Source organism: Corynebacterium kefirresidentii, from assembly GCF_016599755.1.
GTDB classification, from domain to species: Bacteria; Actinomycetota; Actinomycetes; order Mycobacteriales; family Mycobacteriaceae; genus Corynebacterium; species Corynebacterium kefirresidentii.
Genome location: NZ_CP067012.1, coordinates 1,858,672 through 1,881,479, shown reverse-complemented (window position 1 = coordinate 1,881,479; position 22,808 = coordinate 1,858,672). Strand labels below are relative to the sequence as shown.

At 59.4% G+C, this 22,808-nt stretch carries 28 protein-coding genes; 18 read left to right on the top strand and 10 right to left on the bottom strand.

The window, feature by feature from the left end:
* Nucleotides 1–220: 220 nt before the first annotated feature.
* The 5 genes from I6I12_RS09030 to I6I12_RS09010 are packed head-to-tail and all read left to right on the top strand — an operon-like array spanning nt 221 to nt 5,511.
* On the top strand, nt 221–1,699 hold the full coding sequence (locus I6I12_RS09030) for a cell division protein PerM (RefSeq protein ID WP_023027763.1): 1,479 nt from the start codon (nt 221–223) through the stop codon (nt 1,697–1,699).
* Nucleotides 1,700–1,721: 22 nt separating this feature from the next.
* Nucleotides 1,722–2,330: a phosphoribosylglycinamide formyltransferase gene (gene purN, locus I6I12_RS09025; RefSeq protein WP_023021983.1), complete on the top strand. Its 609-nt coding sequence runs from the start codon at nt 1,722–1,724 to the stop codon at nt 2,328–2,330.
* Between the two features lie 27 nt (nt 2,331–2,357).
* Nucleotides 2,358–3,890, top strand: coding sequence for a bifunctional phosphoribosylaminoimidazolecarboxamide formyltransferase/IMP cyclohydrolase (gene purH / locus I6I12_RS09020; protein WP_023021982.1), 1,533 nt, complete (start codon nt 2,358–2,360; stop codon nt 3,888–3,890).
* A 15-nt stretch (nt 3,891–3,905) separates the two neighbouring features.
* Nucleotides 3,906–4,853 carry a hypothetical protein gene (locus tag I6I12_RS09015; RefSeq protein ID WP_200287942.1) on the top strand — a complete coding sequence of 316 codons (948 nt, stop codon included), beginning with the start codon at nt 3,906–3,908 and terminating at the stop codon, nt 4,851–4,853.
* Between the two features lie 25 nt (nt 4,854–4,878).
* On the top strand, nt 4,879–5,511 hold the full coding sequence (locus tag I6I12_RS09010; protein WP_200287940.1) for a hypothetical protein: 633 nt from the start codon (nt 4,879–4,881) through the stop codon (nt 5,509–5,511).
* A gap of 7 nt (nt 5,512–5,518) precedes the next feature.
* Here the strand turns inward: I6I12_RS09010 and I6I12_RS09005 are convergent, their stop codons facing one another.
* From I6I12_RS09005 to rpmB, 6 genes are all read right to left on the bottom strand, one after another.
* Complete coding sequence (locus I6I12_RS09005) at nt 5,519–6,235, bottom strand: TetR/AcrR family transcriptional regulator (protein ID WP_023021979.1); 717 nt, start codon at nt 6,233–6,235, stop codon at nt 5,519–5,521.
* A gap of 101 nt (nt 6,236–6,336) precedes the next feature.
* Nucleotides 6,337–7,116 carry a putative nucleotidyltransferase substrate binding domain-containing protein gene (locus I6I12_RS09000; protein WP_023021978.1) on the bottom strand — a complete coding sequence of 260 codons (780 nt, stop codon included), beginning with the start codon at nt 7,114–7,116 and terminating at the stop codon, nt 6,337–6,339.
* A gap of 242 nt (nt 7,117–7,358) precedes the next feature.
* Nucleotides 7,359–7,613 carry a 30S ribosomal protein S18 gene (gene rpsR / locus I6I12_RS08995; RefSeq protein WP_005279904.1) on the bottom strand — a complete coding sequence of 85 codons (255 nt, stop codon included), beginning with the start codon at nt 7,611–7,613 and terminating at the stop codon, nt 7,359–7,361.
* Between the two features lie 15 nt (nt 7,614–7,628).
* A complete protein-coding gene (gene rpsN, locus I6I12_RS08990; RefSeq protein ID WP_005279906.1) occupies nt 7,629–7,934 on the bottom strand; it encodes a 30S ribosomal protein S14 in 306 nt (101 codons plus the stop codon).
* Between the two features lie 3 nt (nt 7,935–7,937).
* Complete coding sequence (gene rpmG / locus I6I12_RS08985; protein ID WP_005279910.1) at nt 7,938–8,102, bottom strand: 50S ribosomal protein L33; 165 nt, start codon at nt 8,100–8,102, stop codon at nt 7,938–7,940.
* A gap of 2 nt (nt 8,103–8,104) precedes the next feature.
* Nucleotides 8,105–8,341: a 50S ribosomal protein L28 gene (rpmB, locus tag I6I12_RS08980; protein ID WP_005279911.1), complete on the bottom strand. Its 237-nt coding sequence runs from the start codon at nt 8,339–8,341 to the stop codon at nt 8,105–8,107.
* A 476-nt stretch (nt 8,342–8,817) separates the two neighbouring features.
* On the opposite strand from rpmB, the gene I6I12_RS08975 reads away from it, so the two are divergent.
* From I6I12_RS08975 to I6I12_RS08945, 7 genes are all read left to right on the top strand, one after another.
* Nucleotides 8,818–9,087: a type B 50S ribosomal protein L31 gene (locus tag I6I12_RS08975; protein WP_005323793.1), complete on the top strand. Its 270-nt coding sequence runs from the start codon at nt 8,818–8,820 to the stop codon at nt 9,085–9,087.
* Nucleotides 9,088–9,102: 15 nt separating this feature from the next.
* Entirely contained in the window at nt 9,103–9,276 is a 174-nt protein-coding gene (gene rpmF, locus I6I12_RS08970; RefSeq protein WP_005279913.1) for a 50S ribosomal protein L32, read from the top strand.
* A 144-nt stretch (nt 9,277–9,420) separates the two neighbouring features.
* The gene (locus I6I12_RS08965; protein WP_023021977.1) at nt 9,421–10,119 is read left to right on the top strand and encodes a response regulator transcription factor; all 699 of its coding nucleotides are present in this window, start codon (nt 9,421–9,423) and stop codon (nt 10,117–10,119) included.
* Nucleotides 10,116–11,675: a HAMP domain-containing sensor histidine kinase gene (locus I6I12_RS08960; RefSeq protein ID WP_023021976.1), complete on the top strand. Its 1,560-nt coding sequence runs from the start codon at nt 10,116–10,118 to the stop codon at nt 11,673–11,675. The genes I6I12_RS08965 and I6I12_RS08960 overlap by 4 nt, the downstream gene beginning before the upstream one ends.
* Nucleotides 11,676–11,784: 109 nt before the next feature.
* Entirely contained in the window at nt 11,785–13,233 is a 1,449-nt protein-coding gene (locus I6I12_RS08955; RefSeq protein WP_200287938.1) for a S1C family serine protease, read from the top strand.
* 85 nt (nt 13,234–13,318) lie between these two features.
* Nucleotides 13,319–13,927 carry a MogA/MoaB family molybdenum cofactor biosynthesis protein gene (locus I6I12_RS08950; RefSeq protein WP_023021974.1) on the top strand — a complete coding sequence of 203 codons (609 nt, stop codon included), beginning with the start codon at nt 13,319–13,321 and terminating at the stop codon, nt 13,925–13,927.
* Nucleotides 13,928–13,943: 16 nt separating this feature from the next.
* On the top strand, nt 13,944–14,165 hold the full coding sequence (locus I6I12_RS08945; protein WP_023021973.1) for a hypothetical protein: 222 nt from the start codon (nt 13,944–13,946) through the stop codon (nt 14,163–14,165).
* Between the two features lie 125 nt (nt 14,166–14,290).
* Here I6I12_RS08945 and mscL read toward each other — a convergent pair whose 3' ends face one another.
* The 3 genes from mscL to I6I12_RS08930 all read right to left on the bottom strand — a co-directional run bounded on the left by mscL (nt 14,291) and on the right by I6I12_RS08930 (nt 16,201).
* The gene (gene mscL / locus I6I12_RS08940) at nt 14,291–14,785 is read right to left on the bottom strand and encodes a large-conductance mechanosensitive channel protein MscL (RefSeq protein WP_023021972.1); all 495 of its coding nucleotides are present in this window, start codon (nt 14,783–14,785) and stop codon (nt 14,291–14,293) included.
* A 111-nt stretch (nt 14,786–14,896) separates the two neighbouring features.
* Nucleotides 14,897–15,577 (bottom strand): SAF domain-containing protein, encoded by a 681-nt coding sequence (locus I6I12_RS08935; protein WP_023027832.1) that lies wholly within the window; start codon nt 15,575–15,577, stop codon nt 14,897–14,899.
* Between the two features lie 48 nt (nt 15,578–15,625).
* The gene (locus I6I12_RS08930) at nt 15,626–16,201 is read right to left on the bottom strand and encodes a 5-formyltetrahydrofolate cyclo-ligase (RefSeq protein ID WP_023021970.1); all 576 of its coding nucleotides are present in this window, start codon (nt 16,199–16,201) and stop codon (nt 15,626–15,628) included.
* 67 nt (nt 16,202–16,268) lie between these two features.
* Between I6I12_RS08930 and I6I12_RS08925 the strand changes: the two genes are divergently transcribed.
* The 4 genes from I6I12_RS08925 (at nt 16,269) to sepX (ending at nt 20,813) form a co-directional block, all read left to right on the top strand.
* On the top strand, nt 16,269–17,195 hold the full coding sequence (locus I6I12_RS08925; protein ID WP_034656428.1) for a UTP--glucose-1-phosphate uridylyltransferase: 927 nt from the start codon (nt 16,269–16,271) through the stop codon (nt 17,193–17,195).
* A 56-nt stretch (nt 17,196–17,251) separates the two neighbouring features.
* Nucleotides 17,252–18,562 (top strand): molybdotransferase-like divisome protein Glp, encoded by a 1,311-nt coding sequence (gene glp / locus I6I12_RS08920; RefSeq protein ID WP_023021968.1) that lies wholly within the window; start codon nt 17,252–17,254, stop codon nt 18,560–18,562.
* On the top strand, nt 18,562–19,272 hold the full coding sequence (locus tag I6I12_RS08915) for a GNAT family N-acetyltransferase (RefSeq protein WP_023021967.1): 711 nt from the start codon (nt 18,562–18,564) through the stop codon (nt 19,270–19,272). The genes glp and I6I12_RS08915 overlap by 1 nt, the downstream gene beginning before the upstream one ends.
* Nucleotides 19,273–19,415: 143 nt before the next feature.
* Nucleotides 19,416–20,813, top strand: a complete 1,398-nt coding sequence (gene sepX / locus I6I12_RS08910; RefSeq protein WP_023021966.1) for a divisome protein SepX/GlpR — start codon at nt 19,416–19,418, stop codon at nt 20,811–20,813.
* 14 nt (nt 20,814–20,827) lie between these two features.
* Here the strand turns inward: sepX and I6I12_RS08905 are convergent, their stop codons facing one another.
* Nucleotides 20,828–21,544, bottom strand: coding sequence for a DNA-3-methyladenine glycosylase I (locus tag I6I12_RS08905; RefSeq protein ID WP_023021965.1), 717 nt, complete (start codon nt 21,542–21,544; stop codon nt 20,828–20,830).
* Between the two features lie 154 nt (nt 21,545–21,698).
* Between I6I12_RS08905 and I6I12_RS08900 the strand changes: the two genes are divergently transcribed.
* On the top strand, nt 21,699–22,112 hold the full coding sequence (locus I6I12_RS08900) for a DoxX family protein (RefSeq protein WP_023021964.1): 414 nt from the start codon (nt 21,699–21,701) through the stop codon (nt 22,110–22,112).
* Nucleotides 22,099–22,800 carry a zf-HC2 domain-containing protein gene (locus I6I12_RS08895; RefSeq protein WP_023021963.1) on the top strand — a complete coding sequence of 234 codons (702 nt, stop codon included), beginning with the start codon at nt 22,099–22,101 and terminating at the stop codon, nt 22,798–22,800. Before I6I12_RS08900 ends, I6I12_RS08895 begins: the two co-directional genes overlap by 14 nt.
* Nucleotides 22,801–22,808 lie beyond the last annotated feature (8 nt).

Sequence of the window (22,808 nt, the reverse complement as noted above, 5' to 3'; positions counted from 1 at the left end):
GATGAACAAAAACACCAGCCCCCATTCTCGGTCAACGCCCCGCCCGCGTAGCCAGGCGCGGGGCAGGACGGTGCGCACGGAGCGCACCCCACGCGCGCCCCATCCCAGCGGGGCCCGCCAGCCCTCTGGATCGGCGCAACGTGTCGCCCGAAAGGCCGGATCTAAAGCCAAAGCGCGCCGTACTCCTGCGCCGCTGACTAGGGCCGGCCGCATCCGACGCATGCTTATCACGGCGGCAGTGCCCAACGTGGTCATTGTCCTTATCATTATGGCCATTGCCCTCGGTGGTCTTATGCTGGCCGGCTCACCCATGGCGTGGTGGTACACCATCGTGGCGGAGTCATGGATGGTCTTTAACCTCGCGCCAGTCTCGGCGGCCGAAGTGCACATGTCTTTCTTGCCCGCCTTACCCGCGCTCATCTTGGCTGCGGTCGTGGCAGTCCGCGTGCGTAACGCGGTTAAGCACAAGGTCAGCGTCAAAGACTTGCTTATTCTTCTTAGCTGCGTCCTTGGCGTGCCAGTGGTATTTACCATCATCGCCTGGCTGATGCTGTGGGACGCGGGCAAGGTCTATGATGTCTCCCCGCCAAACCTGGCACAGGCTTTGCTGCGGGTTATTGTTCTACATCTTGCTGCTATGGCAGCCGGCATGGGCTCGCGCTTGTGGCGGGCATTGGCCAAGCGTTATGGGGTGCCGCGCCAGATTGTCGACGCCACTCAGATCGCCCTTCGCTACCTCGGCTACCTAGCCATTGGTGCCGCCGTAGTCTTTGCGGTGGTTTTCCTCCTCAATATTTCTCGCCAGGGCGAGATGATGGATGAATATCCCACGGTCTCCGGTTTAGGTGTGGCCGGACTAGTGCTAGTGAGCCTGCTATACATTCCCAATGCCATCGTCAGCACCGCTGCGGTGGTGGTGGGCTCAGAGTTTTCCATCGGCGAAGGTTCGGTCAGCCTTTTTAGTGCCCACCTCGTGCCGTTGCCACCGCTGCCGATTACCGGTGGAATCCCGGCCTCCGCGCCTAGCTGGGCCGTAGTGCTTCTAGTTGTCCCGCTCGGCGCCGCAATCTACGCCCTATATAAAAAGCGGCCAAGCTTCCAGGACGTACTAGTAGCTACGGTGGCCTCCGCGGTAGTGATGTTTATTGCCTGCTACCTTGTCAGCGGCGACCTTGGCTACTACGGCGCCACCGGTCCGATTCTGTGGACCGCCGCAGGCCTAACCGCCCTGTGGATGGCCGTTGTCGGCAGCGCCGTTGCCGCAGGTTTTGCCTTTGTGGCATGGCGCGCGGCGCGCACGGCACGTGTCACGGCCCCTGATACTCCCGATTCGGATGCCGCTGAAGACGACGCCCCTGAGGCCGCCGCTGAAACCGACGAGACCCCAGTTGAACCGGAGCGCGAGCCCATCACCGATCCAGAGATCGTTGACGCCGAAGTAGTTGAGAACGAGCCCGATGACTCCGCCCCTGACGCAGCCGCGGATGGGGAAGAAGGCACCCCAGCTGAGGATGCGGCGAAGCAGCAGGAGGAACCGGAGGAATCTGAGAAACACGAGGAATCGGACGAACCTGAGGACGCTGAGGAGAAGAAAAGGGGCGTCGCCAAGCCGGTTAGCCAACAGCTCAAGGACCAAATGGGGGAGAGCGAGCAGGCTTCCTCGAGCGAAAATTCCTCCGCGGAAGGGGAGAGAGACTAGGCTATAGCGCGTGACTTCACCGATGCCTCCGCGCTATACCGCTGACCCTGAACGCCTCCGAGTGGTGGTGCTCGTTTCTGGAACGGGTTCACTGCTGCAAGCCATCGTGGATGCCCAAGCAGGGCACTACCAAGTGGTGAAGGTGGTGGCGGATAAGGAATGCCACGGTATTTCGCGCGCACAGGACCACGGGATCGATACCGAGGTCGTGGCGCTAGGTGCCGATCGCGCCGAATGGAATCAACGTCTGGTTGACGCAGTAGATGCTGCGCAGCCAGACGTTGTTGTTTCTGCGGGCTTTATGAAGATCCTGGGAAAGGAATTTCTTGACCGCTTCGAAGGCCGCACCATCAATACCCACCCGGCGCTGCTGCCAGCTTTCAAGGGAGCGCACGCCGTGCGCGACGCCCTAGACTATGGCGTGAAGATCACCGGCTCTACCGTCCATTTTGTGGATTCGGGAGTGGATACCGGACCCATCATCGCGCAGCGATCCGTAGCCATCATGGCGGACGATGATGAGTCCACTCTCCACGAGCGCATCAAACAAGTAGAGCGCGATCTCATCGTGGAGGTGCTGCGCGCAGCAGACGTCCACAATGAGGAACTTATTATTCAACTCGCAGACTAAGACTTTTCGAAAGGCTTAATCCTCCTCATGAGCGAAGACCGCAAGCAGGTAAAGCGCGCTCTTATCAGCGTGTACGACAAGACCGGGCTGGAGGATCTGGCCCGCGCCCTCGATAAGGCAGGCGTAGAAATCGTCTCCACCGGCTCCACCGCGAAGAAGATCGCGGACCTAGGCATCGAGGTCACTCCGGTAGAAAAGCTCACCGGCTTCCCAGAGTGCTTGGAAGGCCGCGTCAAGACGCTGCACCCGCGCGTTCACGCCGGCATCCTGGCCGATACCCGCAAGGAAGAACACCTCAACCAGCTCGCCGAGCTCGAGGTAGAGCCTTTCCAGCTCGTCGTGGTCAACCTGTACCCCTTCCGCGAGACCGTCGCTTCTGGCGCGGACTTCGATGGCTGCGTGGAACAGATCGATATCGGCGGCCCGTCTATGGTGCGCGCGGCCGCTAAGAATCACCCGTCTGTTGCCGTGGTAGTAGATCCCTCCCGTTATGACGAGGCTGTGGAGGCCATCAACAACGGGGGCTTTACTCTAGAGCAGCGCCGCGGCTTGGCCCGCGACGCCTTCCTGCATACCGCGGATTATGATGCGGCCGTCTCCGCCTGGTTTGTGGACCAGCTGAGCGAGGAAGGCCAAACCACCCCGCTGCGCTATGGCGAAAACTCCCACCAAAAGGCCACCATCACCCGCATCGGTTCTACGGGCCTTGCCAATGCCACCCAGTTCAACGGCAAGGAGATGAGCTACAACAACTACCAGGATGCGGATGCCGCCTGGCGCGCCGCTTGGGACCACGAGCGCCCCTGCGTTGCAATTATTAAGCACACCAATCCTTGTGGCATTGCCGTTTCTGAAGAGTCCATCGCCGCCGCCCACCGCGCGGCGCATGCGTGTGACCCGATGTCCGCCTTCGGCGGCGTCATCGCCGTCAACCGCGAGGTCACCGTGGAGATGGCCGAGCAGGTCAAGGAAATCTTTACCGAGGTCATCGTCGCTCCTTCCTACGAGGACGGCGCCATCGAAGTCCTCAAGGCCAAGAAGAACCTGCGCGTGCTGCAAGCAGAACACGAAGACCAGCACGAAGAGCGCAAGTACATCTCCGGCGGCGTGCTCACTCAAGAGCCAGATACCTACCAGGCCGAGGGCGATGACCCAGCAAACTGGACCCTGGCCGCAGGTGAGGCCCTCAACGAGTCCGATATGGCTGAGCTCGAGTTCGCCTGGCGCGCCGTGCGCGCGGTGAAATCTAATGCGATTTTGCTGGCTAAGGACAATGCCACTGTGGGCGTGGGCATGGGCCAGGTCAACCGCGTTGACTCTGCCAAGCTCGCCGTCGAGCGCGCCAATACCCTGGCCGATGGCGCCAACCGCACCAAGGGCTCTTTCGCAGCTTCCGACGCCTTCTTCCCATTCGCCGATGGCTTGCAGGTGCTTCTCGACGCCGGCGTGAAGGCCGTAGTCCAGCCCGGCGGCTCCATCCGTGACGAGGAAGTCATTGCAGCGGCCAAGGAAGCCGGCGTTACGCTGTACCTGACTGGCACCCGCCACTTCGCCCACTAGCCTAAGCTAGTTTTCATGACGTTCCCTATCCGCCGGGCCTGGGGCCCGGCAGCTGCCCTCAGCGCCTGCGCACTCTCCCTGGGCGCGTGCGCAAGCGCTGAGGATGCAGCGGATAATTCCCCTACTTTTGTCAATACCGAGGCACGCGGCACGGCCGATCCCTTGTACGGAGAGACCACGTCTGCAACGACTGCGTCCTCATCCGCAGCCCCTGCTGCCGAGCGCGCCCCGTCCGACTCCACGGAACCTCCGGTCGCAGCCCCTGCCGATGACGTTCAAGCCGTACTTGATCGCATTGTGGCAGAACACGGAAATGTGGGCATTGCGGTCTCCGATGGCACCTCTACCGTCGAGGCTGGGCGCACCGCTCCCGAAGCCGCGTGGTCAACCTCCAAGGTGCCCGTGCTTATTGCGGCGCATCGTACGGGTGTTGCCGATAGCCAGCTGGTGTCCTCTGCAATTACTTACTCCGATAACGAGGCCGCCAAGGCCGCGTGGGCAGCATTAGGGGAGCCGACCGTGGCCGCACACGCCGCCCAAAGCGTTATTGCGGAGGCAGGCGATACCGCCACCCAAGTCCAATCCCAGGTCACCCGCCCTGAATTTACGGCCTTTGGTCAAACCATGTGGAGCGTGGGCAACCAGGCTAAGTTTATGGCTGGGTTGCGCTGCGTGGCCGGAGCTCAGCCGATTATAGACGCCATGGGAGTCGCCGATCCTGCACAAAGCTATGGCCTACGCACCCAGCCGGGCGCCTTGATGAAGGGCGGCTGGGGGCCGAACCCCGCTGGTGCTTACGATGTGCGCCAGATGGGTATCGTCCGGTTGGGCGGGCACGATGTCGCCGTAGCATTAATTGCCTCGTCTCCTGATGGGCAGTACGCCTCCACCCAGGCGGTCCTTACATCCATTGCCGAAGACCTCGCTCAAGCCAATACGCAGTGGCCCAGCTCGGCCTGCTAAGTCCTAGCACTAGAAAGGAAAGCTAATGTCTTATCGCTCTCGCCTCCGCCCGCTTATCGCCGCGGGGTTCGTCCCACTCGTGGCCGCCAGCCTCGCGCTCAGCGGCTGCAGCAACGCCAAGGATGAAGCTGCCCCTAGCTTTAAAGGCCAGGGTAGTGGAATGACCACGGTCGACAACGCCGATAAAGAAGAGAAGAGTGGCGAGGAAACCACGGCTGCGCAAGAGACCGCAACGAAAGATGAGGAAACCCCCGAGGAGCCACCGGTAGTTACGGGCACGCAGACAGAAAAGCAGGAGTTACCTTCCTCTTCCGGCGGGGGTCAGAAGAGTGGTGTGGGTAACTACATTTCCAACTTCAACGAGTACGGATGGCTGGATGGCGGCTACGCCGACTGTCAGCGCTTTGAGCGTGCCTTGTTCGCCGGCTCTGGTCCCGACGGCAGGGTCATCATTTGTGAAACCGGCGGTGGAGTCAAATTCTATCGCTCGTCGATGTTTGATGGTCAGTTCCAAACGGACGACGTTACCCAAGACGGGAATAACTACTACGTCAATGCGGATCCCTCGATTATCGTGGTGACCCCGAGCGGCGTCAGCGTGCGCGAGGGAGGCGGATTGGCTGCCACGGGAGAGTTCACGGAGTCGTGGCAGCGCTAGTGAGGGGTTAGCGCGACTTCTTCTTGCGGTCGGCTGCTGCGGCGGCGGCCGCAGAGATGGAGTCGTTGCGATTCTTCAATAGCTCGAGGGTGGTTTCCTCGGCGTTATCGGGAACGGAGGCGCCGAGGACGGCTAAGGCGGCGTCGGCAAGCATGGCTGCAGTCTCTGGTACCGACTGGGAAGCATCGAACGGAGGGGTGCCGTTATTGGGGCGCATTTCGATGACGGATAGCGCAATGTGGAAGGGAAGCTCCACTCGGGGATCCTCCTCGCCCACAATGGCGGCGGCGGTAGAGCGGAAATGATTCTGCAGGCGGTCGCGCGATTCGTGGTATTCGGAAAACTCCGGAGAATTAGCCACCGGCAGTTGATATAGGCGTCCCACGTTCCAGCCGCTGGTGAGCAGTAGACGTGATTCCGCGGCGACCAAAGACCACAGGCGTTGAGCCGGATCGGCATCAGTGCCGGCCAACTCATCGGCCAACTCCAAGGATGGTTCGATGGTGGAATTGAGCAGCGTAAGGAAAATCTCCGTCTTGGACGGGAAATGGTAATACAGCGAGGCCTGGCGGATGCCAACCGCATCTGCAATCTGGTGCGTGGATGTAGTAGCAAACCCTTGAGTAGTGAAAAGCTCGGAGGAGGCGTCCAAGATCTCCTCTCGGGCGCTGTTTCCCCTGCGCCGCGGGCTGTGTTTACGCGGCCTACCGACAGTGCCTGCCATGCGGTGGGACGCCTCCTTTCACAAGAAGAAATTGCTTTTAATTACCAACTGTACAATCTTATGCCCGACTAGGTACTGCTTCCGAATCCGCACCTTAGGGACTATTTATATTCTTCTGTCTGCTGGGTAATGGACTCAAATACGGCCGAGACAATACGGCACGCCGAGCCATAAGCAGTGCGGTCCAACGGCGGAAGATCCCGCAGCGTGGCTGGGCGGTCACTGACGCGCTCGTACCAACGGCGCAACTCTAATGCATAGCCGGTACGCCACGCTAGATCCAAAGACTCTGCGTCGGTGGCGGTGAGGACAGCGCGCTCAACGCCAATCGCCAGGCGATCTACCGTCGGGCGAGGCCCCGGCGCTGCCCAGCGAGCGATAGCTGCAATGGGGGAGAGCAGTGTCGCCTTGATGTCCACAGCTGCATCTCGGTCCGGCAGGCCGTCCACCATTTTCAGAGTAGGCGGGCGCTTGGTCAAAGCTTCTTCCAGGAGTGCTTGTTCGCCGCCGTTTCCTAGGGGGAGGCCGGCATCGACGCGCGAGGCAATCGAATCGGCGGCCTCGTGAGCCTGGAGGCCGACATCAGAAAAGACTTCCTGGAGATCGGAGTCCTGGCCAATCCACTCCACAGGCATAGATGGCAGCTGGTCGCCCCGAGCGGCAGCACCGGTAAGGCGTACCGGTGAGTTGACCCCAGGGGAGCGAACGATATCTACCAACAAGTGGGAATACCAGTGAGCCAATTCAATCTCATTATCTTGGTGAGCGACCGCATTGCGCAAGATATCTTGGGCCTCTGCGAGCAGCCCGCGGGCCGTAGCGCGGGACTGGCAGTGCGGGGCAAGCTCGGAGAGATCGAGTAGGGATTGGTGTAGGGCCATTGCTCACTGCCTTTCACTAGTGCGAAGCCGGTGCTTCCCCCAGCGGCTGCGGGGCGCACGAATGCTTTAAATCTAACACCTTGGCCGCGTGGGCTGAATATCTGGGTGCAAAGGCGGGAGTAAGAGGGAGAAAACGACTATCGCCGCCTGCCCTCGAGGAGGGAGGCGGCGATAGTCTATGGATCTTTTACCGTGTCACACTTGCCAGCGGCAAAAGTGCGCTGTTGATACCCAGCTACTGTTTAGCGGGTGGTGAACGGCAGGAGAGCCATTTCGCGTGCGTTCTTGACTGCGGTAGCAACCTGACGCTGCTGCTGCGGGGTCAGACCGGTGACGCGACGGGAACGAATCTTGTGACGATCCGAGATGAACAGACGCAGAGTCTTGGTGTCCTTGTAGTCCACCTTCTCGATGCCCTCAGCCTTCAAAGGGTTCTTCTTCGGGCGACGGCTCTGCTCCATACGGAACTTCTTTTGGTTATTGCGCTTATTAGCCATTGTGCAATTACCCCTTTACCAGCTGGACTTACGAACGCCCGGCAGCTCACCACGGTGAGCCATGCCGCGCATACGGACACGGGACAGGCCGAACTTGCGGAGGTAACCGCGTGGGCGGCCATCGGCAGCGTCACGGTTACGTACGCGGGCTGGGGAAGCGTCACGAGGCTGGCGGTTCAGCTCGAACTGAGCCTCCAGGCGCTCCTCATCCGGGGTGTTCGGGTTCTTGATGATCTTCTTGAGCTCAGCGCGACGCTCCGCATAGCGGGCGACGATTTCCTTGCGCTGCTCGTTCTTAGCGATCTTGGACTTCTTAGCCATTGATTATCGCTCCTCGCGGAATTCGACGTGCTTGCGGGCAATCGGATCGAACTTCTTCAAGGTGATGCGATCCGGGTTGTTGCGCTTGTTCTTACGGGTCACGTAGGTGTAACCGGTGCCCGCAGTGGACTTCAGCTTAATGATTGGGCGGATATCGTTACGTGCCATACTTAAATCTTCTCCCCACGTGCGCGAATCTTAGCCACAACGGACTCGATGCCATCGCGGTCGATGATCTTCATGCCCTTGGTGGAAACATTCAGGGTGATGGTACGGCCCTCAGAGGGCAGGTAGTAGCGACGACGCTGCACGTTGGGGTTCCAACGGCGCGAAGTGCGGCGGTGCGAGTGCGAGACCTGCTTGCCGAATTCCGGCTTGCGGCCCGTTACCTGGCAAATAGCCGACATGGGTCTTCTTTCTCCTAGCCGCCCACATCATGGCTATGGACAATGAAACGCCGACTGCCGAGTGAGGGTGGCAGTGCTCAAAAGTGAGGTGTGAGCGGGTGCGGCGCCATCGTCGAACGCCAGTAGACGGGGCGTAAAACGTATATTTTGACAACAGCAAGGGAAAATCTTACAGCCTTGGGCGCGAATTACCTAATCGCTACCTTGCTGTGGTTAGTGGGGCTGTTTGTGGTTTTGGGGTGGCATTTGGCTGTGGCGTGCCGCCATGCGTAATACAAGAAACTGGTGTGAAATGAGTGGTCGGAGCGGGAAGGGGATTTCGCATCTGGGGTAGTTGACTGTAGGATAATTCAGGTTGTTGACCCGTGCCGCACGGCACGCGGTTAGCAGAGTGAAATTTGTACGTCCCAACTCGGGCACGATCCGCTCCATAAGTGGGTGGAACCGACCTGTAGTCCAACCCTGAGGGAATATATATGAAGAAAGATATTCACCCGGATTACCACCCGGTAGTCTTCCGTGATGCTGGTACCGGTCACTCCTTTTTGACTAAGTCCACCGCTTCCTCCGACCGCACCGTGGAGTGGGAAGATGGCAACGAGTACCCACTGATCGTTGTTGACGTTACCGCTGAGTCCCACCCGTTCTGGACTGGTGCACAGCGCGTTATGGATACCGCCGGCCGCGTCGAGCGCTTCAACCAGCGCTTCGGTGGCATGGCTCGCCGTAAGAAGAAGAACGCGTAAGGAGGAGAATAGAAAATGGCAACTCCTAAGTTTAAGAAGTCCCGTGCGAACACCCACGCACGTCGTTCCCAGTGGAAGGCTGACAACGTGGCCCTCCAGGAAGTCACCATCGACGGACAGACCGTCCGCATCCCGCGCCGCTTGGTCAAGGCTGCCAAGCTGGGCCTGGTTGACGTAGAGCAGTTCTAAGCTCGTTTCGCACTTTCCCCGTTCGCTCTCTGTAGGAGGGTTGAGCGGGGATTTTTGCTACCTTAAGTATTATTTGGGGGGCTATGGGGGTAAATATTTCTCATAACTTCATGAAGTTGCGTTTCATCAGTAATAATTAGGATCATGAAAATCCTTGTGGTGGATGATGAACAACCCGTCCGTGAATCGCTACGCCGTTCCCTACGTTTCAACGGCTACGATGTGCTGACTGCTAGCGACGGCTTAGAGGCAGTGGAGGCGGTGCGCTCTGAGAATCCAGAATTGCTGATTCTGGACGTCATGATGCCAAACATGGATGGACTTGAGGTGTGCCGCACCCTGCGTAGCGAAGGCTGGGACCGTCCGATTCTCGTGCTGACCGCGCGCGATGGCGTATCGGACCGCGTAGCTGGTCTCGATGCTGGCGCCGATGATTACTTGCCAAAGCCATTCGCACTGGAAGAGCTCTTGGCGCGCGTGCGTTCCTTGGTTCGCCGCGCTTCCGCAGATTCCATCGCTGCTGAGGCTCCGGTGGAGAGCAAGCTTAGCTTCGAAGACCTAGAACTCGACGCTGATACTCGTGAAGTAAGCCGCGGTGGCCGCTCAATTTCTTTGACGCGTACCGAATTTTCCCTACTGCAGCTCCTTATGGAAAATCCCCGCAAGGTGCTTTCTCGTAGCAAGATTCTGGAGGAGGTATGGGGCTATGATTTCCCTACCTCTGGCAATGCGCTCGAGGTCTATATTGGCTACCTACGTAAGAAGACGGAGGGAGACGGCGACTCGCGTCTTATCCACACTGTCCGTGGCGTTGGTTATGTCTTGAGGGAGTCTCATCCGTGATCTTAAGGAAGCCCGCTTCCCCTGCAGTGGCTTCCGGGAAAGCACAGCCCACACCTCTTACTGAGTTCTCTGAAAGTCAAGGGAGCTGGGCTTCACGGGCGCCACTGCGGTGGCGCCTTGCTACTGTTACTGGCCTTGTGGTGGCCGTAGCCGTTGCCGTAATGACCTTGGCAACGTACTGGGTAGTATCTATGTCCCTGACTGCCTCCGTAGATGACCGCTTGGAGGCCAAAGCGGATGCCTTGTTGCGCAAGAGCCAGGACCCGCGGTTTATCGACAACGTGGATCAGGAAATTGAAGAATTTAAGTCCTATAACCCTGATACGCGCGTTTCCTTATCGCCGCCCTCAACGAGCTTGTCCTATGGCGATACTATTCCCCTCGGTGGAGACTTCCATCGGACGGAAGACTATACAGACACCTCCGTGCGTACGGTCGGCGGCGAACGTGTTCTGGCCAAACGCCACGATCTAGGCTCTACCGTTATCGTTGCGCAATCTCTGGCTCCGACCCAAGAATTCATCGCCATCCTCGGCACAGTTTTGCTGATTATTGTTGCGCTTGGCATTTTGCTCGCCATCTTTGCTGGTCTCATCGTGTCCAAAACCGGCATGCAACCCATTGCGCGCTTGAAACGCGCAGTGGATTACGTGACGCAGACCAATGATCTGCGCCCCATCGAAGTATCCAATAATGACGAGATGGCTCAGCTGACCACATCCTTTAACCAGATGCTGGAAGCTCTGCAAGAGTCTCGGTCGCAGCAGGCCCAGTTCGTCGCCGATGCCGGGCACGAGCTGAAGACGCCGTTGACCTCAATGCGTACCAATATTGAGCTTTTGATGATGCTTAATCGCGCCGGTGGCGGCTTTGGCATGAGCGATGAGGACCGCAAGGACCTTGAAGATGACGTCATGTCCCAGATGAACGAACTCTCCACCTTGATTGGTGACCTCGTTGACTTGGCGCGTGAGGATGGCAACGAACGAGAACCGGAACCGGTGGACCTGTGCGAGGTCATGATGTCTTCCTTAGAGCGTGCCCGTCGCCGCCGCCCGGACGTGGAATTTCTGGTGCGCTTTATCCCGTGGGAGCTGGATGGTGACCCCTTCGCATTGGGCCGCGCTACGTTGAATCTGATGGACAATGCGGCTAAGTGGTCGCCGGCTACTGGCACGGTACGCGTGTCCATGGAACAGCTATCTTCCCACGAGGTGCGCTTGCGCTTTGATGACTCCGGTCCGGGCATTGCGCCGGAGGAGCGGGAGAAGGTTTTCGAGCGCTTCTACCGTTCGGCAGAGGCGCGTTCTATGCCTGGCTCTGGTTTGGGCCTGGCTATCGTGAAATCGGTGATTGAGCGCCACGACGGCACGATTAAGATCCGTGAGTCTAATGATGGTGGCACGCGCATGGAAGTAGTCCTGCCGGGCAAGCCCGTGTCCGGAGAAATCTTTGTCGATGGTTTGGCAGAACCGCATGAGGGGCAGCCGGGCGGCAATGAAGATTCCAGCGATCGCGGTGAAATCTTTGCTCAACGCTGGTTTAACCAAGGGTAGGCTGCGGCCTTTTATACTGGTGATCGCATACAGCTACCTTTCAGGAATTCCTAGTAGGTTGGCAGATCAGTAACAGTCTTGACTAAGCGAAGTGAGGCATAGTTTTCTCATGAACATGAGGAATGACGATTACCGCGGCTTTGATGGTTCCTTCCCGGAGGGAGCGTCCCAAGAAGGGCCGGGTAAGGCCGAGCCGGTACACGGTGGTCCGAACTTTGGAGACATCGGGCAGCCAAACCCAAACGCTGGCACCGCCGGCCCCTATAGCAGCGACGCCGACGCGCAGGAATATGGGACTGGCTCGTATTCACAAGGCTGGAATCAACCACGCGGCGGTGCAGAAGGAGCTGATCCCAGCGCGCTAGGTTCACAGGCGCCGTACCCGCAGGGCCCGCAGACCCAAAGCTTTAATACTCAGGGCCAGGAAGGTCCGATGGTCACCCCGCTGCCCCCGCAACCGGAACAAAAGAAAAAGATTGGCCTCGGCGCCGCAACTGCCTTGGCTGCCGTAGCCGCAATCGCCGCGGGTTCAATCGCTGGAGCCGTGGTCGGTATGAATTCTGGGGGAGGCAACAACGATACGTCAGTGGTCAATGAGGCGCTCAAGGCCCAGCCGGCCAATAACAGCACCGGCAAAGAACCAGAAAAGGGCTCCGTTGAAGAGGTAGCCTCCAAGGTTTTGCCGGCGGTGGTTTCTATCCAGACGATGACCCGGACGGGCGGGGCAGAAGGCTCCGGTTCCGTTATCTCCCCGGACGGCTACGTGCTGACCAATTACCACGTGGTTGCAGGCGCTGAGCACGGCGGCATGATGCAGGTGACCATGAACGACGGCAGCAAGCATGATGCTGACGTGGTGGCTTCCGATGCGAATACTGACGTGGCCATTGTGAAGATAAAGGATGTCAAAGACCTGCCGTTCTTGCAGTTCGGTGATTCTGATTCCGTCGCCGTGGGACAGGAGGTTGTGGCCGTGGGCTCTCCTCTGGGCCTTAATGCGACCGTGACTTCCGGTATCGTTTCTGCCAAAAACCGCCCAGTGCGCGCCTCCCAAGAAGGCGGCGAGTCTTCCTTGATTGACGCCATTCAGACTGATGCCGCGGTCAACCCGGGCAACTCCGGCGGTCCACTGGTGGACCGGGACGGAAATATCGTGGGCATGAACTCCATGATTGCTTCGCTGTCCAGTAATTCCACCGGGGAGGGCGGATCCATCGGACTGGGCTTCGCCATCCCGTCGAACTTTGCCAAGCGCATGGCGGACGAGCTCATTAATGATGGCAAGGTCACTCACCCGACCCTAGGCGTGAAGGTGCTGGCGCGTGACGACGGCAATGGTGCCCGTATCGCCGGGGTTGAGCCAGGTGGCCCAGCAGATAAGGCGGGCCTGAAGGAAGGTGACATCGTCACCCGCGTCAATGATCGCTTGATCGAGAATGCCGATGCCCTGATTGCGGCGGCGCGGTCGCAAGATTTTGGCGCGACAGTGACCTTGGAGGTTACACGCGAAGACTCGGATGAGTCTCGTCAGGTAGAGGTAACCCTCTCAGGCGAGTAAATTACTGTGCAAGACCTCATTAGGTGCTGAATGCACCGTACCTCACACCGCCGAAAGGCCCTACTGCCTTAAATTAAGGAGAATAATGCCAGATTTGCAGCAGGACTTGACCGACTCCGCGCAACCGGAAGGCGAAGGCAAGCACGATTCCTTGATGGATGTTGCCGAACCCGATGATGCCTTCCTGCTAGCGAGCGAGCAGGAGGATAGCCTAGCCGCGCCACGCCGTGCTCTCATCGTTATTGTCACTGATCACCCTGGGGAGCAATCCGATAGCACCTCTCAGTTGGTCAGTGAGTTGCTCGCGGAAGCTAACTTCCGTGTCGATGGCGCCATCGTGGTGCGTTCCAAGAAGTCCAAGATTCGCCAGGCCATTGAGACCGCCGTGGTCGGTGGCGTGGATTTGGTGCTGACCGTAGGCGGCACCGGTGTAGGCCCGCGCGACAAGACCCCGGAGGCTACCCGCTCCGTCATTGACAAGATGGTTCCGGGCGTGGCCCAGGCGCTGCGTTCTTCCGGTCAAGCCTGTGGCGCGGTGGATGCTTGCACGTCCCGCGGCTTGTCGGGCGTTTCTGGTTCGACTGTAGTGGTCAACCTTGCCTCGTCGCGCGCTGCGGTTCGCGATGGCATGGCTACCTTGGCACCGCTGGTGCACCACCTCATTGAGCAGCTGCAACAATCCAGCGTTCAGTAATCACAAGGCATAGTCTATGACGTTCCGGAAAAATCGTCGGAGAGTCTTCCGTCAATCGGAAGCTGCCGATTATGACCGTAGTGCTGATAAGCCCGGCACATCGGCTGCCCACGGGGTCGATGAGGATCGAATTGTTAACGTTGATGACGCGGAATCGGCCACCGCAGCAGAAGGGGAGTCTGGTCAGCGCGATGAGCAGTTCTACCGCGAGAACCAGCCCCCACACTATGGCGGCTAGTGCGAAGGAGAAGAGTGCAATCACGCACTCAGTAAAGGGATAGATAAAAGCCCGCGGTTCCTACTTCCTCGGAAGCGAAACCGCGGGCTTTGTGCTGCGAACAGCGACAGGCGTATAGCGAAAGGCTACTTGGCCTGGTGGCGGCCGCCGCCGGTGGAACCGTAGTCTGCGTCCTCTGCGGCGTGGGAGGAACGGCTAGTGCCGGTTCCCGGGATGTCCGTATCGGAGACATTCTGGGCTTCGAGCAGATCGCGGATTTCTGCCAGGAGCTCCTCGGAGGTTGGGGCGGGAGCCTCAGGGTCGACACCGTGGCGGCGCTTAGCGGCCTCGGTGAGCTTATTAATCGGCATCACGATGAGGAAGTAGACTACTGCGGCGATAATGAGGAAGTTGATCGCCGCGGAGATGACGGCGCCGAAGTCCACAAAGGTGTTTTTCGCCTCCGTGATCTGGAAGCCAACGGCCCCAACCTCGGCGGAGCCGAGGGAGTTAATGATCGGCTGGATAATAGAATCCGTAATGGATTTGACGATTGCGGTAAAGGCAGAACCGATGATGACTGCGGTGGCAAGTTCGATGACGTTGCCACGCATGATGAAGTCTTTGAAGCCCTTGAGCATGGTGATAAGCACCAACCTTTCTGGGAATAACTAACGGTAGGTAAAAACCATGGACACTGCGAAACCTTAATGGAGCCGGTAACCGACCACAACTGTTGTGGCTGAAAAGGTCTAGTGTTGCTGCGGGTGAGCGCGATCACCAACTATGACCACCGTGAGCGGCTGGCTTAACGACGCCGCGGCAACATCATTAGCGTGATCTTGGGGCAATGCGAGTAAAACGGTCGACGAGGAAGCCTCGCCTTCCGGGCTGGAGGTAGACACCACGCGTCCGCCTGAGGCGATAACGCGTGCGGTAGGGGTTGCGGCGGCCGCCCCCGCCTCAACTGCGGTCACCACGTCCACGGTGTCGCCGTGATGCAAATGGGGGATGATATCGGGCTCGGCAAGTTTGACCGGAATCATCCGCCCGGCCTCGGCCCCTGTGCCACCCACCAAGCTGGAGACAAGATCTTCTCCTAGAAGGCGAGCACCGGTAATCACTTCGCCCTTGTTGGCGGCGGCGGTAATAACGCGGCCACTTAGTTCTTCTGGCTTTTCCGTTAGCGTAGAATCGGGGATAGAGGAGGCAGGAAGCCGGGCTAGGTCGACGTCGGCAAGCGCAAGCTCTGCTCCCGCCGGCAGATCGCGGCTAAAAACGGGAACGCGCGGTAGCTCCTTGGCCGCCGAAAGGGCCGAGGCTAGCGCGGCAATAAGGAGGGCCACCGCAATGGCGCGGCGCACTAGTACGCCGCGGCGGTGGCCAGGGGTGCGGAGGGTATCAACGAGGCGGGGAAAATGAGAAGTGGGCATACTTTTTTAGACTGTCCAAAACCGCTCATGGTTCCCGTACCCCGGAAACTAGAAGCGAGTGATGCCGTGGGCGGTGACGACGGCATCGACCTTGCGGTCGTGGTCCTCGGTAGGTAGCTCATCTAGCAGCTCGGTGGGGTAGACCATGGCGAAGACCGGTGGCTTGCCGTGGGGAAGTGGCTCTAGTGCGCGGTCATAGTATCCGCCGCCTTTGCCCATGCGGTTGCCCTTGGCGTCTACGGCCATGGCTGGGGCGAGTACCAGATCGCACTCGGCCAGGACGCTGCTATCAAAGCTTGGGCCTTGGGGCTCATTCAAACCCATCGCGCTTTCGTGCATTGCTTCTTTGCCGCGGTATTCAGCAAAGGTCAACGTGCCATTCTCGCCGGAAATTGGCAAGAGGACGCGGGAGACATGCTCCTTGAGCCACGGCACAAAATCGGCGCCGCCCGGCTCCGAACCCAAAGGCCAGTAGGCAGCCACGGTCATGGACTCGGTGAGTTCGGACTCGAGATGCTTACGCACGCCAGCAGTAAAGGCGTCGTGGTCTTCGGCGGAAAGTTCGCGGCGGGCCTGGACCAAGCGGGCCCGCAGCTCGTTTTTAGCAGTCATGGAAGAGGTCATAAATTAATCATAACCCCGCGGCGTAGCGGTGCACGGGAAAATAATGTGGCGTTGTACGCTATTACGCATGGCTATAGAACGCGAAGATTCCGCCCGCGGAATCACCACGGTTGTAGTTCCAGCGGCAGGTATGGGCACCCGATTTTTGCCCGCCACCAAGACGGTTCCCAAAGAACTGCTTCCCGTTGTTGATACTCCCGGCATTGAACTCATCGCAGAGGAGGCGGCCTCTGTAGGCGCCCGCCGCCTTGCGGTGATTACCGCGCCCGATAAGCAAGAAGTCATGCGCCACTTCGAAGCTTTCCCAGAACTGGTAGACACCCTTGAATCCCGCGGCAAGGACGAGCAGGTTGCCAAGGTTAAGCGCGCTAATCAGCTCATTCACCCTGTTGCGGTGGAGCAGGAAAAGCCACTGGGCTTGGGCCACGCGGTGGGCCTGGCAGAAGAGGTACTCGGCGAAGATGAGGATTCTTTTGCCGTCATGCTTCCAGATGACATCGTGCTGCCTGCCACCGTCATGGCAGACATGGCTCGCGTGCGCGCGGCTTTGGGCGGTAGCGTGCTGTGCGCCTTCGAGGTCCCGCGCGAGCAGACCTATAACTACGGCGTCTTCGACGTAGAAGATACCAATGCCCCCGGCGTTAAGAAGGTCGTGGGCATGGTGGAAAAGCCGGCGGTGGAAGATGCCCCGTCTAATCTCGTGGCCACCGGTCGCTACCTATTGGATCGCAAGATTTTTGATGCCCTCCGCCGTATTAAGCCAGGCAAGGGCGGCGAGCTGCAGCTTACCGACGCCATCGAGCTCCTCATCGAGGAAGGCGAGCCCGTGCACGTGGTAGTCCACCAAGGAAAGCGTCATGATTTGGGAAATCCCGGTGGGTATATCCCCGCCAATGTGGATTTTGGTCTGCGCGATGAAAAGTATGGCCCCACGCTGTATAAAGCGATTAAGCAGATTGTGGCCGAGTATGAGGATGAGCACGGCCTAAACTAGGGAGATTTCCCAAGGGCAGAGGACATGAAAGCGAAGAAAGGGCTGGCATAGACCTTATGCGTTCAGTTGATGACCAGTTGGCGCTGGTAACGGATGCGGCGAACACGCCGGAGCCGGTGCGCATCGGTATTTCCAACGCGTTGGGGTTAATGTGCGCCGAGGAGGTGCAAGCAAACCAGCCCCTGCCGGGCTTTCCGCAGGCAGCCATCGACGGCTATGCGGTGCGCGCCGTTGATATTGGAGGCGAGCGCGGCCTAAGGCTCCGCCGTCCCAAGGAGCAGGAGGAGCAGGCTGCGGAGGGGGAAGAAGAGAAGGCACCCCAGCAACCGGAGGTCGAGCGTTCCTTGCCTGTGGTGGGCGAGGTTCCGGCCGGCTCCAAGCAGCCGTTGCGCCTGCAGCCCAAGCAAGCCGTGCGTGTGTATACGGGTGCGCCTTTGCCCACGCTTGCCGACGCCGTCCTTCCCCTCGAGTGGACCGACCGCGGCCGCAAGCGCGTCACCGCCCATCGCCCGGTGCGCTCCGGTGACTTTGTTCGCCGGGTAGGCGACGATATCCAACCTGGCGATGTGGCTGTATCTTCCGGCACGGTTTTGGGCCCCGCCCAGATCGGCCTGCTGGCCGCAGTTGGCCGCTCTAAGGTATTGGTCTATCCGCGCCCGCGCATCACCATCATCTCCTTTGGCCGCGAACTGGTTGATTTGGACCAAGAACCGGCACTGGGCCAAGTCTTTGACGTCAACTCTTATTCCCTCGCCGCCGCGGCTCGCGAGGCTGGGGCAGAGGTGCATCGCGTTGGCATTGCCGAGGGGGAGCCGCGCCGCATCCGCGAAGCGCTGGAAAAGCACATCGCTCGCAGCGAGGTCCTGGTCATCTCCGGTGCGGTTGGTGGAGCCGGCGCCGAGGCCATCCGTGAGATTCTTGATGACCTCGGTGATATCGATACCTCTCGTGTTGCCATGCATCCCGGCTCCGTCCAGGGGTTTGGTCTGGTGGGCGAGGAACGCATTCCTACCTTCTTGCTGCCGTCTAATCCCGTATCCGCGCTCGTGGTATTCGAGGTATATATCCGCCCGCTCATTCGTTTGGCACTGGGCAAACGCAATGCGCACCGCCGTGTGGTGCGTGCCCGCGCGCTGAACCACATCGATTCCCGCCCCGGCCGGCGCGGCTTCATCCGCGCTCGTTTGATGCGCGATGCGGAAACCGCGGATTATCTGGTGGAAGGGCTGGGCGGTGCCGCGGGTGCCCCAGCGCACCTATTGGCCGGTCTTTCAGAGGCCAATGCCATGATTCGCGTGCCGGAAGAGGTAACGGAAATCCGCCCGGGCGATGTGGTCGATGTGTTGTTTTTGACCCAGCGTAGCTAATGCTCGATCCCTTCGGTACTGCGGCGGATAGGTTCCGCCTTCCCGCTACCGGCCCCACGGATGACATGCATCCGGGATGGCCGGAATCTACTCCTTTTGTTAGGCTTCCCGCTTCTGCTGTCTTCCCTTCTGGGGCGCGGATGCGCCTGCGGCCGCTGCTGCGATCTGATGGGCATGAGTGGCGGCGCCAACGTATCGAAGATGAAAGCTTCCTCCGCTCGGTCGAGCCGACCCAAGCAGCACCTTGGGCGGCGGCGCATAGCCAGCAGGCGTGGTGGAATCATCTGATGTACCTGCGTACCGCCGCCCGTGAGGCACTGGTGGTCCCACTCGTCATTGAAGTGGAGGGTCAATTCGTAGGCCAAATTACCTTGGGGAATATTCAGCATGGCAGCATTCGCGATTGCTGGATTGGTTACTGGGTTTATTCCGCGATCCACGGCGCCGGGGTGGCTACGGCTGCCACCGCCTTAGGCGTGGACCACGCCTTTGGACGGGTGGGCCTACACCGGGTGACCGCTACCTATCTAGAGAGCAATCCTGCCTCTGGTCGCGTCTTAGCCGCCAATGGCTTTCGACACGAGGGATACTTGCGTCGCAATCTGCATATAGACGGTGCCTGGCAAGACCACCATTACGTGGCTTTAGTCAAAGAAGACTATGCCTCCACGGCTGTCGAGCGCCTGCGCCAGGCTGGCCGGTTGGCGTGAAATAGCTCCACAGTTGCTGGGATTTCGACCTCAATTTTCACAGAAGTCACAACATTGTAATTTGTGGGAATTTGGGGTGCTATGGTGCGGTTTCACCGTTTAGAGTGGAGTAATCATCTGTATTCAAGGGGAAGGTCCTTTTCGTGTCGACAGCTGTGCCGGTTATCGCGATCATCGTGGTGTGGCTCTTCGTCCTCGCACCATGGATTCTGGGTAGGAATAACCGCCCAATGAGCCATACTGGTGAGGCCTTTGAAGATACTCGCGTCCTTTTTGAAGGAGATTCTGGCAAGGTCGCTGGCCGCCGGCGTCCACGCCTGCGTGCCGATGATGTGCACCGCCGCGAGGACCAGGACGAGGCGGACTATGAAGTAGTAGAGGCCGCAGACACCGGCGTGGATGAGTCGGATGCCGAGGCTACTAAGCCCTCTTCGCGCTCCGTGACTATTGCCGGTGCTGCCCGCCGCGCTAAGTCCCAGCCTTTCGGTACCGGCAGCCGTGCGTTTTCTGCGGCGTCTTCCTCCGCAGCTGGTGAGGACACTCAGCCAGAAGCAGATACTATCGACGGCGAACTGGTCGAGGAAGCGACTGTAGAAGGCGACGATTCTGCAGTTCAGCCCCAAGCAGTCGCGGTCCCAGCCTCCCAGCAGGCTGATACGGCGGCAGTTGGTGACGACACCGAATTCGATGATGCCGATGACGTACTTCTTGAGGACGAGGAAGACGCCGCAGACCAGGCCGCAAAAGATGACTCTACCGATATTGCTGCCGCCGAGTCAGAGGTCTTTAGCGCTCCCGCAGTCTCTACCGTGGCGAGTGATGCCTATGACTACGACGAGACTTATACCTCGCCGGTGGACCTTATGTACCCCGGTGCCGTAGATAAGGCCGAGGTCGCTGAGAAGGATTCTGCCGATTCGGAAGGCACGGCTGACGCTGAGCCGGTATCCGTGGACAAGGCAGAGGCCGAGGACTCTGGGGAACTCATGGAAACCGCTGCAGCAGACGACGCCGGTATGGATACCAACCTGTCCGAGGATGAGGTGGAATTCGCGCAGCGTCGCATGGGCCGTGGCGGCTGGGACCCGGTAGCAGAAAAGGAAAAGTCTGTTACTCGTTACCAGCGCCGTCAGCGCACCCTGCTGGGCCTAGCCGTGGCCGTGGTACTCACGGTGGCCCTGGGGATCGTGGCCGGCGGCTGGACCTGGTGGTTGGCTGCGGTGGCCGGTGCGCTCACCGTTGTCTATCTGATGGCTCTTCGCGCTCAGGTCCGTCAGGAGCGAGCCCTGATGCGCCGCCGTGTGCGCCACTTGCGCCGCGCCCGTTTGGGCGTGCGCAACGCAGAGGATGAAGCTTTGAAGATTCCGCGCAACTTGCGCCGCCCAGGCGCTGTGATCGTGGAGATCGATGACGAAAGCCCTGACTTTGTGCACCTTCCGCTGCGCTATAACGATGGGGAAGACGGCGATTTTGATGGCCCCCACGCCGGGCCCGACGGCTATAGCCGGCGCGATGACCTAGCAGCCCGTCGCGCTGGATAGGAACTGGTGCCGACTTAGCAGGCCGCGTTCCGGAGTTCAGTGGAAGGCGCTGACCGCGGGTTCGTGAGCGCGTTGTATTCCTGCGCTAGGCCATAATGCGGCACACCGCTGTCGTGCCATACCCCGGAGGTTCCGCGGCGGTGAGAGCCGATGAGATGGGTATCAATCATGCCGATCGCCTCCATGAGTGCGAAACAGGTGACGGGGCCGACAAAGCGGAAGCCCTTCTTCTTGAGTTCGCGTGACATCAACTTGGATTCGTAGCTCTTTTTCGGAATATCTTCCATTGCGGTGGGGTAGAGGTTCTCCGGCGGTTGGAAGGACCAAATGAACTCCGCCAGCCCGCCCTCTTCGCGTAGGGCGATGGTGGCTTTGGCGTTTGTGATGGCGGCGCGGATTTTGGTCTCGTTGCGAATAATGGAGGCGTCGCCAAGCAATCGCTCAACATCCGGTTCGGTAAATTGAGCGACTTTTTCAGGATCGAAGTCGCAAAAAGCCGCACGGAAGGCCTCGCGCTTTTTCAAAACCACCGCCCAGGAAAGCCCGGACTGGAAAGACTCGAGGCTCAAACGCTCGTAAAGAGCTGCTTCATCAAAAATAGGCAGGCCCCATTCGGTGTCGTAATACTCCTTCAACATCGGCGAGGACATTGCCCAAGGCGGGCGGCCAAGTCCATCATCGTCATAGACTAAGGCGGTGCGCTCTGCGGACTGCGTAGCTGGTTTGCTCATGGTGTTCTCCTTTAATCTTTCTGCCTGGTTCCCATTGAAACAGTCCGCGTGACTATATGCCGTTCCTTCCCCGGCAAAGGGCGAAATTCCCAGCAGTATGGGCGTAGGCCATTGCCTTCGCATCGGGTGAGGGGTTCAGGGTAATCTGTTCAGCATGAATAGACCTGCCGTACGCGATGCCGCTTTGCTTATTTTTCGAGCGGTCCTCGGATTAATCTTTATCGCACACGGCGTGGACAAGATGTTTATGACCGGCATGGACGAAACCGTGGGGCAATTTTCCGCCCTTGGGGTGCCGCAGCCACAGCTTTCCGGCTATATCGCCGCCATCGGGGAGATGGTTGGGGGCGCCTTCCTCGTCGTCGGTTTGCTCACCACTTTTGTGGCCGGCGCGCTTGCCCTGCTGATGGGGTGCGCACTGTACTTTGTGCATTTGGGACATGGTCTTTTTGCTGCCGAAGGCGGAATCGAATACCCACTGGTATTGCTGATGTCCTTATTGATGATCGTGATTTTTGGCTCCGGTCGAGCCAGCATGGACGGGGTGCTCAGCAATGTTGACGCATAGCCAAGTCCAAGCGGCGATTTCTGCGCAGCTGGACGGTGAGCACTCAGATCTGGCAGAGGACGTAATCGATGCACACTTGGAAAGCTGCGCCGAATGCCGCGCCTTTCGCGATAAGGCGGCCGCGCTTTCGCGATCATTGCGTTTTGTGGAGCCTGCGGAATCCGGTATGGCGCCGCCAACGGATCTCTCCGAAGTCATTTTGGCCGGTGTGGAGCCGGAATGGCGGCGCACCTCGAGCGCTCGCCAGGCCAACCTGACGGTTGCGCGTGCCGCCATGGTGCTCATGGGCGCCATCTTTGCACTCTGGGCAGTAGCGCTCATCGTCCATTCCTCCGGGCTCGTACCGTTGGGTGAGGAAGGAAAGGTTTTAGATCCCACGGCGGATCCGGAACGAGCCAACCTGTTGATGGAAGGCGCAGCCGTACGCTTTGGCATGGCCTGTGGCCTATTTTTTAGTGCCTGGCGCCCCGCAGCGCTTACCGGCCTGCTCCCGGTCTCGGCCACGATGTTTGCTTTCCTCTTCGGGTTCGGCATGCGCGATATTGCGCTGGGCACCGTAACCATCGAACAGGTATATTTTCTTATCGCTACCGCGCTGGCGACCTTCAGCTTGGCGTGGGCTTGGGCGGCAGAAAAGGGCTACTTGGTGCGCGCCTGGTGGAAGTCCCTCAACGCACAACCTCAATAAGCCCCGCT

Excerpts from the sequence above, each read along its gene's own strand:
- I6I12_RS09030 (WP_023027763.1), top strand. The coding sequence starts at position 221 with ATGCTTATCACGGCGGCAGTGCCCAACGTGGTCATTGTCCTTATCATT.
- purN (WP_023021983.1), top strand. The coding sequence starts at position 1,722 with ATGCCTCCGCGCTATACCGCTGACCCTGAACGCCTCCGAGTGGTGGTG.
- purH (WP_023021982.1), top strand. The coding sequence starts at position 2,358 with ATGAGCGAAGACCGCAAGCAGGTAAAGCGCGCTCTTATCAGCGTGTAC.
- I6I12_RS09015 (WP_200287942.1), top strand. The coding sequence starts at position 3,906 with ATGACGTTCCCTATCCGCCGGGCCTGGGGCCCGGCAGCTGCCCTCAGC.
- I6I12_RS09010 (WP_200287940.1), top strand. The coding sequence starts at position 4,879 with ATGTCTTATCGCTCTCGCCTCCGCCCGCTTATCGCCGCGGGGTTCGTC.
- I6I12_RS09005 (WP_023021979.1), bottom strand. The coding sequence starts at position 6,235 with ATGGCAGGCACTGTCGGTAGGCCGCGTAAACACAGCCCGCGGCGCAGG.
- I6I12_RS09000 (WP_023021978.1), bottom strand. The coding sequence starts at position 7,116 with ATGGCCCTACACCAATCCCTACTCGATCTCTCCGAGCTTGCCCCGCAC.
- rpsR (WP_005279904.1), bottom strand. The coding sequence starts at position 7,613 with ATGGCTAATAAGCGCAATAACCAAAAGAAGTTCCGTATGGAGCAGAGC.
- rpsN (WP_005279906.1), bottom strand. The coding sequence starts at position 7,934 with ATGGCTAAGAAGTCCAAGATCGCTAAGAACGAGCAGCGCAAGGAAATC.
- rpmG (WP_005279910.1), bottom strand. The coding sequence starts at position 8,102 with ATGGCACGTAACGATATCCGCCCAATCATTAAGCTGAAGTCCACTGCG.
- rpmB (WP_005279911.1), bottom strand. The coding sequence starts at position 8,341 with ATGTCGGCTATTTGCCAGGTAACGGGCCGCAAGCCGGAATTCGGCAAG.
- I6I12_RS08975 (WP_005323793.1), top strand. The coding sequence starts at position 8,818 with ATGAAGAAAGATATTCACCCGGATTACCACCCGGTAGTCTTCCGTGAT.
- rpmF (WP_005279913.1), top strand. The coding sequence starts at position 9,103 with ATGGCAACTCCTAAGTTTAAGAAGTCCCGTGCGAACACCCACGCACGT.
- I6I12_RS08965 (WP_023021977.1), top strand. The coding sequence starts at position 9,421 with ATGAAAATCCTTGTGGTGGATGATGAACAACCCGTCCGTGAATCGCTA.
- I6I12_RS08955 (WP_200287938.1), top strand. The coding sequence starts at position 11,785 with ATGAACATGAGGAATGACGATTACCGCGGCTTTGATGGTTCCTTCCCG.
- I6I12_RS08950 (WP_023021974.1), top strand. The coding sequence starts at position 13,319 with ATGCCAGATTTGCAGCAGGACTTGACCGACTCCGCGCAACCGGAAGGC.
- I6I12_RS08945 (WP_023021973.1), top strand. The coding sequence starts at position 13,944 with ATGACGTTCCGGAAAAATCGTCGGAGAGTCTTCCGTCAATCGGAAGCT.
- mscL (WP_023021972.1), bottom strand. The coding sequence starts at position 14,785 with ATGCTCAAGGGCTTCAAAGACTTCATCATGCGTGGCAACGTCATCGAA.
- I6I12_RS08935 (WP_023027832.1), bottom strand. The coding sequence starts at position 15,577 with ATGCCCACTTCTCATTTTCCCCGCCTCGTTGATACCCTCCGCACCCCT.
- I6I12_RS08930 (WP_023021970.1), bottom strand. The coding sequence starts at position 16,201 with ATGACCTCTTCCATGACTGCTAAAAACGAGCTGCGGGCCCGCTTGGTC.
- I6I12_RS08925 (WP_034656428.1), top strand. The coding sequence starts at position 16,269 with ATGGCTATAGAACGCGAAGATTCCGCCCGCGGAATCACCACGGTTGTA.
- glp (WP_023021968.1), top strand. The coding sequence starts at position 17,252 with ATGCGTTCAGTTGATGACCAGTTGGCGCTGGTAACGGATGCGGCGAAC.
- I6I12_RS08915 (WP_023021967.1), top strand. The coding sequence starts at position 18,562 with ATGCTCGATCCCTTCGGTACTGCGGCGGATAGGTTCCGCCTTCCCGCT.
- I6I12_RS08905 (WP_023021965.1), bottom strand. The coding sequence starts at position 21,544 with ATGAGCAAACCAGCTACGCAGTCCGCAGAGCGCACCGCCTTAGTCTAT.
- I6I12_RS08900 (WP_023021964.1), top strand. The coding sequence starts at position 21,699 with ATGAATAGACCTGCCGTACGCGATGCCGCTTTGCTTATTTTTCGAGCG.
- I6I12_RS08895 (WP_023021963.1), top strand. The coding sequence starts at position 22,099 with ATGTTGACGCATAGCCAAGTCCAAGCGGCGATTTCTGCGCAGCTGGAC.